General features: G+C 71.7%; 8 protein-coding genes and 1 pseudogene. 2 read left to right on the top strand and 7 right to left on the bottom strand.

The annotated features are described in order from the left end of the window. The 4 genes from AOK18_RS19995 to AOK18_RS19980 form a co-directional block, all read right to left on the bottom strand. Nucleotides 1-490: GNAT family N-acetyltransferase (locus AOK18_RS19995; RefSeq protein WP_157865135.1), on the bottom strand; the 490-nt coding region annotated here is incomplete at its 3' end. 237 nt (nt 491-727) lie between these two features. Beyond that, nucleotides 728-1,477: a succinate dehydrogenase/fumarate reductase iron-sulfur subunit gene (locus AOK18_RS19990; protein ID WP_055571468.1), complete on the bottom strand. Its 750-nt coding sequence runs from the start codon at nt 1,475-1,477 to the stop codon at nt 728-730. Then, complete coding sequence (locus tag AOK18_RS19985; protein WP_055571467.1) at nt 1,474-3,423, bottom strand: fumarate reductase/succinate dehydrogenase flavoprotein subunit; 1,950 nt, start codon at nt 3,421-3,423, stop codon at nt 1,474-1,476. Before AOK18_RS19985 ends, AOK18_RS19990 begins: the two co-directional genes overlap by 4 nt. Nucleotide 3,424: 1 nt before the next feature. Further along, nucleotides 3,425-4,132, bottom strand: coding sequence for a succinate dehydrogenase (locus AOK18_RS19980; protein ID WP_055571466.1), 708 nt, complete (start codon nt 4,130-4,132; stop codon nt 3,425-3,427). Nucleotides 4,133-4,227: 95 nt separating this feature from the next. Here AOK18_RS19980 and AOK18_RS19975 point away from each other — a divergent pair, with 95 nt between their 5' ends. Beyond that, the gene (locus tag AOK18_RS19975) at nt 4,228-5,112 is read left to right on the top strand and encodes a LysR family transcriptional regulator (protein ID WP_055695254.1); all 885 of its coding nucleotides are present in this window, start codon (nt 4,228-4,230) and stop codon (nt 5,110-5,112) included. Between the two features lie 288 nt (nt 5,113-5,400). On the opposite strand, the gene AOK18_RS19970 is transcribed toward AOK18_RS19975, so the two are convergent. The 3 genes from AOK18_RS19970 to AOK18_RS19960 form a co-directional block, all read right to left on the bottom strand. Continuing rightward, nucleotides 5,401-7,545, bottom strand: coding sequence for a putative bifunctional diguanylate cyclase/phosphodiesterase (locus AOK18_RS19970; protein ID WP_055571464.1), 2,145 nt, complete (start codon nt 7,543-7,545; stop codon nt 5,401-5,403). Then, nucleotides 7,542-8,354, bottom strand: a complete 813-nt coding sequence (locus tag AOK18_RS19965) for an SAM-dependent methyltransferase (protein ID WP_055695253.1) — start codon at nt 8,352-8,354, stop codon at nt 7,542-7,544. Before AOK18_RS19965 ends, AOK18_RS19970 begins: the two co-directional genes overlap by 4 nt. A gap of 391 nt (nt 8,355-8,745) precedes the next feature. Next, the gene (locus tag AOK18_RS19960; RefSeq protein WP_055695252.1) at nt 8,746-9,672 is read right to left on the bottom strand and encodes an SCO0930 family lipoprotein; all 927 of its coding nucleotides are present in this window, start codon (nt 9,670-9,672) and stop codon (nt 8,746-8,748) included. Nucleotides 9,673-9,957: 285 nt separating this feature from the next. Between AOK18_RS19960 and AOK18_RS19955 the strand changes: the two are divergent. Continuing rightward, nucleotides 9,958-10,173: pseudogene (locus AOK18_RS19955) on the top strand (hypothetical protein); the annotation flags it as partial.

Genomic DNA, 10,173 nt, shown 5'->3' with positions numbered 1-10,173 from the left:
CGCCCCCGTCGGCGAGCGGGACGGAGCAGCAGCCGGCCAGCCACGCGTGGCCCCGGTCGGTCATGTAGCGGGCGATGCCGGCCCAGATGAGGCCGATGACCGCGCCGTCGCGGTGGCCGGGGTGCACGCAGGAGCGGCCTACCTCGACGAGGCCGGGCCGGATCGGGTCGAGGGCGGCGAGGTCGAACTCGTTCTCCGCGTACAGGCGGCCGGCGGCCGCGGCGCGCTCGGGCGGGAGCAGCCGGTAGGTGCCGACGACCTGGCCGCTCGTTTCCTCGCGTACGAGCAGGTGGTCGCAGTGGGCGTCGAAGGGGTCGATGTCCAGGCCCGGCTGCGGGGTGGCCAGCAGGGCACCCGTCTCGCCGGCGAAGACGTCGTGCCGCAGCCGCTGGGCGGCGCGCACGTCGTCCTCGTCGCGGGCGAGGGTGACGGTGTAGCGGGTGGGTGCCGCGGGCTCGGCGGGGTGGTCTGCGGTCAGGACGGCGGTCATGGCTCTCTCCTGGTCACGTGCCGGAGCGGGGAAGGCGGGGCCTCCCCCTGTTTCTGCCGATGCCGGTTGGCGTGTGCGTGACCTGAGCCGGGAGCGCGGATGTGGGGATGCTGAATGCCCGGCGTCGCCCGTGCGGCGCCGGGCGAGGCCCGGACAGCAGACGGGACCGGGGATGAGCACCACTCCCGGTCCCGCCCGTCCGCCCCCTGGCGAACGTTTCCGCTGCCCGCCCGGCGGTTACCGGCCGGTTCCCTTGGCCGTGGCGCGCAGCCACTCCTTGTTCATCCCGGTGATGGAGGACAGCGGGATGCCCTTCGGGCAGGCGGTGGCGCATTCCCCGGCGAGGGTGCAGCCGCCGAAGCCCTCGTCGTCCATCTGCGCCACCATGTCGAGCACCCTGGTCTCGCGTTCGGGCGCGCCCTGCGGCAGCACGTTGAGGTGGTTGATCTTCGCCGAGGTGAAGAGCATCGCGGCGCCGTTCGGGCAGGCCGCCACGCAGGCGCCGCAGCCGATGCACTCGGCGTGCTCGAAGGCGAAGTCCGCGTCCGGCTTCGGCACGGGTGCGGCGTGCGCCTCGGGCGCGGAGCCGGTGGGGACGCTGACGTAACCGCCGGCCTGGATGATCCGGTCGAACGCCGACCGGTCCACCACGAGGTCCTTCACCACCGGGAAGGCCGCCGCCCGCCACGGTTCGACGTCGATGGTGTCGCCGTCCTCGAAGGACCGCATGTGCAGCTGGCAGGTGGTGGTGCGCTCGGGACCGTGGGCGTCGCCGTTGATGACCAGCGAGCAGGCGCCGCAGATGCCCTCGCGGCAGTCGTGGTCGAAGGCGACCGGGTCCTCGCCCGCGAGGGTGAGTTCCTCGTTGAGGGTGTCGAGCATCTCCAGGAAGGACATGTCGGGCGAGATGCCGTCCACCTCGTACGTGGACATGGCGCCGTCGGCGTCGGCGTTCTTCTGCCGCCAGACGCGCAGGGTCAGCTTCATGCGTAGCTCCGCTGGGTGGGGTGGACGTACTCGAAGACGAGGTCTTCCTTGTGCAGGACGGGGGCGTCGCCCGTGCCGGTGAACTCCCAGGCGGCGGCGTAGCTGAACTCCTCGTCCCGGCGGGCGGCCTCGCCGTCGGGGCTCTGGGACTCCTCGCGGAAGTGGCCGCCGCAGGATTCGGCGCGGTGCAGGGCGTCGAGGCACATCAGCTCGGCGAGTTCCAGGTAGTCGACGATGCGGTTGGCCCGTTCCAGCGACTGGTTGAACTCCTCGCCGGTGCCGGGCACCTTGATCCGCCGCCAGAACTCCTCACGGATCTGCGGAATGCGCTCCAGCGCCTTGCGCAGGCCTGACTCGGTACGGGCCATGCCGCAGAACTCCCACATGAGTTCGCCGAGTTCGCGGTGGAAGGAGTCGGGGGTGCGGTCGCCGTCCACGGACAGCAGCAGGTTGAGCCGGTCCTCGGTCTCGGCCAGCACCTCCTGCACCGCCGGGTGTCCGGCGTCGACCTCGTCCTTGTGCGGGTTGCGGGCGAGGTAGTCGTTGATGGTGGCGGGGAGGACGAAGTAGCCGTCCGCCAGGCCCTGCATCAGCGCGGAGGCGCCGAGGCGGTTGGCGCCGTGGTCGGAGAAGTTGGCCTCACCGATGGCGAACAGGCCGGGGACGGTGGTCTGCAGGTCGTAGTCGACCCACAGGCCGCCCATCGTGTAGTGCACGGCGGGGTAGATCCGCATCGGCACCCGGTAGGGGTCCTCGTCGGTGATCCGCTGGTACATGTCGAAGAGGTTGCCGTACTTGGCCTCGACCGCCTTGCGCCCCATGCGCTCGATGGCGTCGGCGAAGTCCAGGTAGACGCCCTGGCCGCCGGGGCCGACGCCCCGGCCCTCGTCGCAGACGTTCTTGGCGGCGCGGGAGGCGATGTCGCGGGGCACCAGGTTGCCGAAGGACGGGTAGATGCGCTCCAGGTAGTAGTCGCGCTCGTCCTCGGGGATCTTGTTCGGCGGCCGGTCGTCGCCCTTGGCCCTCGGCACCCAGATGCGGCCGTCGTTGCGCAGCGACTCGCTCATCAGCGTCAGCTTGGACTGGTGGTCGCCGGTGCGCGGGATGCAGGTGGGGTGGATCTGGGTGAAGCAGGGGTTGGCGAAGTACGCGCCGCGCCGGTGCGCCCGCCAGACGGCGGTCGCGTTGGAGTTCATGGCGTTCGTCGAGAGGTAGAAGACGTTGCCGTAGCCGCCGGTCGCGAGGACGACGGCGTCGGCGAAGTAGGTGTCGATCCTCCCGGTGATCAGGTCCCGGGCGACGATGCCGCGCGCCCGGCCGTCGATGACGACGAGGTCGAGCATCTCGGTGCGCGGGTGCATCTCCACGGTCCCGGCGGCGATCTGCCTCGACAGCGCCTGGTAGGCGCCGAGGAGGAGCTGCTGGCCCGTCTGGCCCCGGGCGTAGAAGGTGCGGGAGACCTGGACGCCGCCGAAGGAGCGGGTGTCGAGCAGGCCGCCGTACTCGCGGGCGAAGGGCACGCCCTGGGCGACGCACTGGTCGATGATCTCCACGGAGATCTGCGCGAGGCGGTGCACGTTGGACTCGCGGGCCCGGAAGTCGCCGCCCTTGACGGTGTCGTAGAAGAGGCGGTGGACGGAGTCGCCGTCGTTGCGGTAGTTCTTCGCCGCGTTGATGCCGCCCTGTGCGGCGATGGAGTGGGCCCGGCGCGGGGAGTCCGTGTAGCAGAACTGGATGACGCGGTAGCCCTGCTCGGCCAGCGTGGCGCCGGCGGAGCCGCCGGCGAGGCCGGTGCCGACGACGATGACGGTCTGCTTGCGCCGGTTGGCGGGGTTGACGAGCTTGGCCTCGAAGCGGCGCTTGTCCCAGCGCTCCTCGATCGGCCCGGACGGGGCCTTGGCGTCGACGACCGGCTCACCGGTCACGTACTGGGCAAAAGTGCTCATATCAGCTCACCACTCCGGTCATGACGCCCACGGGAACGGCGAGGAAGCCGACCGTGAGCAGCAGCGCGAGGACGTTCGCCAGGGCCTTCAGGGCGCGGTCGCGGCTGCGGCTGCCGACGCCGAGGGACTGGGCGGCGCTCCAGAAGCCGTGCCGGATGTGCAGGCCGACGGCGAGCACCGCGACGATGTAGATGACGTTGCCGTACCAGGTGGAGAAGGTGTCCACGACGTTCTGGTAGGGCTTGCCCTCCTCGAAGCCGCCGGAGTGCACGTGGCCGGTGGTCAGGTCGAGGATGTGCCAGACGATGAACAGGGCGAGGATGATCCCGCCCCAGCGCATGGTGCGCGTGGCGTAACTGGTCCGCGCCTTCCTGTGGACGTACTTGGCGGGGCGGGCCCGGATGTCGCGGCGGCTGAGCTGGTACGCGGAGACGGCGTGCGCGACGACCGCGGCGACGAGCACGACGCGGACCACCCACAGGGCCCACTCGTAGTGCAGGAGGGGCTCGCCCATGGTGCGCAGCCAGTGCGCGTACTCGTTGAACTCGGGCGCGCCGAAGTAGATCTTCAGGTTGCCGAGCATGTGGGCGACCAGGTAGAGCAGCATGATCAGGCCGCTGACGGCCATCACTGCCTTCTTGCCGACGGTCGAGTCCCACACGCTGCGTGCCTTGGACGGCCGTCGGTCCGTCCGCGTTGCCAGAGCCATGTCACAGAACGCTAGGGCCAAAGGTCCCCATCGGTCCAAGACATGGAACACCTCGTTTCCATAGGTTGTCCCTATGGGAGCGTTATGCTGGGCCCATGCAGTTCCAGCAGCTCCAGTACTTCGTGGCGGTCGCCGAGACCCGGCACTTCACCCGGGCCGCGGAACTGGTCCACGTCGCACAGCCGTCCCTCTCCCAGCAGATCAAGGCGCTGGAGCGGGAGCTGGGGGCGGATCTGTTCCTGCGGGCGCGCGGCAACATCACGCTGACCGACGCGGGCGAGGCGCTGCTGCCGCTGGCCCGGCGCATCCTGGCCGACGCGGACACGGCCCGGCACGAGGTGCAGGAGCTGGCGCAGCTGCGCAGCGGCCGGATCAGGCTGGGGGCGACGCCGAGCCTGTGCACCGGGCTGCTGCCGGACGTGCTGCGCGCCTTCCACGACCGCTATCCGGGCGTCCGGCTGCTGATCGAGGAGGGCGGTTCCCACGACCTGGTGCGCGAGCTGGCCCGCGGCGCCCTGGACCTGGCCCTGGTCGTGCTGCCCCTGCCGACCCCCTCCCCCGCGCTCACCACGGTGGAGCTGCTGCGCGAGGACCTGGTGGTGGTCTCCTCCCCGGACGCCCCCGGGCCCGGGCGGGACCGGCGCACCGTGCGCGTCGCCGATCTCGAGGGCGAGCGCCTGGTGATGTTCCGGCACGGCTACGACCTGCGGGAGCTGACGGTGGCCGCGTGCCGCGCGGAGGGCTTCGAGCCGCACTTCGCGGTGGAGGGCGGGGAGATGGACGCCGTCCTGGGCTTCGTCCGGGCGGGCCTGGGCGTCGCCGTCGTGCCCCGGATGGTCGCCGCGCGCTCCGGCCAGGGCCTGCGGGTCACCCCTTTGGCCCGCCCCGGCCTCGACCGCACCATCGCCCTGGCCCACCGCAGCGACGTGGCTCCGCCCCGGGCGGCCCGGGAGCTCCAGCGGATGCTCCTGGAGCGGTGACCGGGGTGCCGGCGGGCGGCACCGGCCCGGGTCCGTCCGGCACCCTCCGCCGGGACCGTCGGAGCCGGGGCCGGGCGGGCGCCTGCCCGGCCCCCTCATCGACCGCGGTGCCCGCGCGCCCGTGCGCCGGGCGGTGGGCCCACGGCGGGGACGCGCCTCGCCCGGTGACGGGCCGGGGACGTCCGGCCCCCGCGGAATCCCGGTGCCGGCCGGCGGGGAGCGGGACGGCGCGCGGTCCGTACGGCCTCACGGTGCCCGCCGGCACGTCACACCGCGCGGGCGGCGGGGTCAGCCCGCCGCGTCCACCAGCGCCAGTTCGTGCAGCCGGTCCGGTGGGCCGGGGCGGGCGTAGTACCAGCCCTGGGCGGTGTCGCAGCCGAGTATGCGGAGCTGCTCGGCCTGGGCCCCCGTCTCCACGCCCTCCACCGTCACGGCGAGGTCGAGGCTGTGGGCCAGGGAGACGATCCCCTCGACGATCTTGAGGTCGACCGGGTCCGCGGGGAACTGCTGCATGCTCTGGGTGAAGGAGCGGTCCAGCTTGAGGACGCTCACCGGGAGGCGGCGCAGGTTGGCGAGGTTGGAGTAGCCGGTGCCGAAGTCGTCCAGGGCGATGTCCACGCCCATCTCCGAGAGCCGGCGCAGCGGCTTCAGCAGGTCGTCGTCCGCGCCGATGAGCGCCGACTCGGTCACCTCCAGGCACAGCGCGTCCGGTTCGACGCCGGTGCGCTCCAGGATGTCCACGGTGTCCTGGACCAAGCCGGGGTGGGCGAGCTGGCAGGGCGAGAGGTTCACGTTGATGCGCAGCGGGCCCGCCACGTCCGCCCCGCCGCGCCGCTCCCGCCAGGCGTGGGCCTGGCGCACGGACTGTTCGAGCACCCAGCGGCCCAGCGGGACGATCAGCCCGGTGTGCTCGGCGAGCGGGATGAACCGGTCCGGCGACAGCACCCCGTGCTGCGGGTGCAGCCAGCGCACCAGCGCCTCGGCGCCCCGGACGCTGCCGTCGCCGAGGTGGACCAGCGGCTGGTACTCGATGAAGAACTCGCCCCGCTCCAGCGCCGCGGGCAGCGCCGTGGTGAGGCCGTGGCGGGTGATGGCGCGGGCGTCGGCCTCCGGGTCGGCGAGTTCGAAACGGTTGCCGCCGGCCGACTTGGCCCGGTACATGGTGATGTCGGCGCTGCGCAGCACCTCCGCCGGGCTGCGCTCCCCGGCCGGACCCTCGACCACGCCGATGCTGCCGCGCACCGTCAGGTCCCGGCCGTCGACGCCGACGGGGGCGAGCAGCGCGTTCATGATGCGGGTGGCGAGTTCGTCGACCGTGTGCTGGGTGTCCGGGCCCGTGGTCAGCGCCACGAACTCGTCGCCGCCCAGCCGGGCGACCATCTCCCCGGGTGCCGTGGCGCAGGACTGGAGCCGGTCGGCCACCTCGACGAGCAGCCGGTCGCCGGCCGCGTGCCCGAGACTGTCGTTGACGGTCTTGAAACCGTCCAGGTCGAGGTAGCACAGGCCGAAGCGCTGTCCCTCGCCGGCGCTCAGCGCCTTCTCCAGCCGCTCGAAGAAGAACGTGCGGTTGGGCAGACCGGTCAGGGCGTCGTGGGTGGCCTCGTAGCGCAACCGGAGGTTGAGCAGCCGCCGCTCGGTGGTGTCCTCCATGAGGGCGAGCTGGTACTGCGGTTCGCCGTCGGCGTCGCGCAGCAGGGACACCGTGAGGTTGGTCCACAGGACCGTGCCGTCGGGCCGGTAGAACGCCTTCTCGAGGTGGTAGTGCTCGCGGTCGCCGCGCACCAGCTCGTCGTAGAGGACCCAGGTCTGCGGGGCGTCGTCGGGGTGCGTCCAGTCCAGGACGCTGCGGCCGCGCAGGCTCTGCTCGGACAGGCCGAACATGCGCAGCAGTGCGGCGTTGACCTGGAGGACGTTGCCCTTGAGGTCGGCGATGCCGATGCCTATGGCGGCGCCCTCGAAGACCGCGCGGAACCTCGCCTCGGTGGCGTGCAGGGCCTGGGCCACCACGCCCTGGGCCCGGAGCGCCGCCTGGGCGATGGCCTCCTGTTCGGCCAGCGTCCGTTCGCGCAGCGCCTGCGCGTATCCGGCGGCCATGGCGTGCTGCAGCCGGGCGCTGCGGGCCCTCAGGTCCTCGCCGTCTCCGTCGCCGCCGCAGTACAGGACGAGGTAGGCGTCCACGCAGTCCAGGGTCCGGCTGAGCGCCTCCGGATCGGTGCAGTGCGCCTCCACCAGGGCGGCGCCGACCGCCCTGCCGGTGTCCGGGTCGAACGCCCTCGCCCGCAGTGCCTCGCTCAACCGCCTGGCCAGCGGGACCAGTTGCTTCTCGAACTCCGGCCGGGTCGACGAGGTCGAGGTCACCGGGAAGACCGCCCGGCCCCAGATCGTCGCGAACCGGCGAAGTCTGTCCTCCGGCCCGTCCGGCTCCGCGCTCACGCGGTACGCCCCACGCCCGCGTAAGCGGAGAAGGCGTAGGGATCCTCGTCCTCCGGTGCGGTGTCCGGCCGCCACTTCGGCATCGGCACCAGTCCGGGTTCCACCATGTCGTACCCCTCGAAGAACCGCGCGATCTCGTCGCGCGAGCGCATGATCAACGGGTTGCGGATGTTCTTGTACACGTCCACCGCGCCACCGGCCCGCTCCGGCGGCAACGGGATTCCCTCGTACGAGGCATGGGTGAGCATCAGCATACTGCCGGGCGCGAGCGTGTCGCGCAGCTCGGCCACCGCCGCGTACGGATCGTCCCCGTCCTCCAGGAAGTGGAGGACGGCGACGAGCAGCAGCGCCACCGGCCGCTTCAGGTCGATCAGCCGCCCCACCTCGTGGCTTTCCAGAATTTCCCGGGGCTTTCGGAGGTCGGCGGCGACGACGGCCGCGTTCTCGTCGCCCTCGAGGACGGCCTGACTGTGCGCGACGGCCACCGGGTCGTGGTCGACGTAGACCACCCGCGCGCCGGTGACGGCCGCCCGTGCCACCTCGTGGACGTTGCCGAACGTCGGAATGCCGGAGCCGATGTCCAGGAACTGGGTGACGCCCTCACCGGCCGCGAACCGCACCGCCCTGCGCAGGAACGCCCTGTTCGCCTGCATGATCTTGGGCAGTCCCGGCATGAACTCCATGGCCCGGCGGGCCGCTTCCCGGTCGACCTCGAAGTTGTGCGAACCGCCCAGGTAGTAGTCGTACATCCGGGAAACGCTGGGCACCGTGATGTCGATGCTCCGCGGGGCCCAGGCGGGACGCTCCATCTGTCTCTCCACAGCGTAGGCGGATCCGGTGTCCGAGCAGAGGCTACTGATCGCCCGCCAAGGGAGCGACCCCAAACGGAAATTGACCGTCCGTTCCCGGTCACTGCCTACGGCACGTGCCGAATGGGCAACCGTGCGCACCATACGAAAGGCATGCGCGGCATTTCGGAGAGTTCCGGCACACGGGGACGTCCGGTAAGCGGAGGAACCGGGCGCGCGAAAGGACGCGGCGCGCGGGAAAACGGGGCGGGACGCGCGGGAAAGGTGAGGAGTGCCGGAATTCCACGCGTCCCGGGGGATCACGGCGAAACGGCCCGCCTCCCCGCGGGACGCGGGGAGGCGGGCCGGGGCCGGCGGCGCCGGAGGGAGACGGCACCCTGGGGAGGTCGCGCTACTTCTCCGGCGCGCCGACCGGCTCTCCGTCGGGCCGCACCGCGTACCACGTCCCGCCGACGCCCTGGCCGTTGGTGTCGCCGGCGGCCTTGTCGCCCGCGAAGGTGTAGATCGGCCAGCAGTTGATCGTCTGCTGTGCGGCCTTGTTGTCGGGGCGGGTGAAGGTCATGTAGTTCTTCTTCCGGATGCCCTTGGTGTCGTCGATGTCGACCGGCGCCACCACCGGCCACTTCTCCAGGCAGGCGCCGGTGCAGGCGGAGACCGGCTTCGGCCAGGCCTGGTCCTTCATGAAGCGGTAGACCGTCCTGCCGTCCTTGTCGACGACGATCTCGCCGAGTTCGGGGTCCTTGCGGGTGGACAGGCCGGGCTGCTCGCCGACCTCCTGCGCCTTCTTGCCCTCGGGGGTGAGCGCGAACCACTTGCCGCCCACGGCCTGGCCCTTGACGTCACCCGCGTTGACGTCCTTGACGTAGCGGTAGGCGGGCCAGCCGCCGACGGTGAGCTGTTTGGTGCCGTCGGCCCGGACGACCTCGCCGAGCAGGGACTCGTCGATGCCCTTGCCGGCCGCGACGTCGTCGGCGAGCACCGGCGGCCAGGTCTCGGCACAGCCGCCGTCGCAGTTGGACTTGGGGGGTTCGGCGGTGTCCTGGTCGAAGCGGTAGAGCGTGAGGCCGAGTTCGTCCGTCACCAGTTCGCCGAGTTTGGCGTTGGTGGCGACGGCCAGCTCACCCGTGCCGCCGTCCGGGCTCGTGGAGGCTCCCTCGCCGGCTCCGGTGTCGATGCCTCCGAGGTCTCCGGGCACGGCCGAGGCACCCACGTTCTGGCTGTCGGCCGGGGGCGGGGTGTCCTGACCGCACGCCGTCGTCAGCGTCAGCACCGCCGCGGCGCTCACCACCAGTGAGGCGGTCCGCCAGGAGGTCTTCATCTCAGCTCCAGATCATGACAAGGGTGTTGCAGCGCCCTGCTGCGCCGCCGCTCGACGTGGAGTACGCACGACGGCACCTGCCGTGTTCAAAGCGGGCCGATATTTCTTCCGGAAGCCGTGATTCCTCCCCTTCCCGTCCCGTTCACCCGTCCGTCCCGCCCGCACCGCACATCTGCTCGCGCTCCACCGACGGGTGATCAGCACCGGATCAAACGGGAGTTGCCGGATTTACCTCCATCGGGGCATTCCCCCGGCACTCGCGCGTGTTCCGGTGGAACGCGGCTCATGATCTTCGTCGTGCATGGATTCGTACCGACCCGATCCGCCTTCGCCGCCCGCGTGTTGGCGACGGTGACGCTGACCTGGGCGCTCGTCGGCACGCCGGGCGCGGCGACGGCCGACGCCTGCGCCTACGCCTCGACCGGCCCAGGGGGGACGGAGGCGGTGGCCGTCGTCGGAGACATGACCTGGCCGCTCCCGCCGCTCTGCTCACCCCCCACC

This window comes from Streptomyces prasinopilosus (genome assembly GCF_001419695.1).
GTDB classification, from domain to species: domain Bacteria; phylum Actinomycetota; class Actinomycetes; order Streptomycetales; family Streptomycetaceae; genus Streptomyces; species Streptomyces prasinopilosus.
Note: the sequence above shows the minus strand (reverse complement) of the source record. Positions and strands in the feature narration are given on the sequence as shown.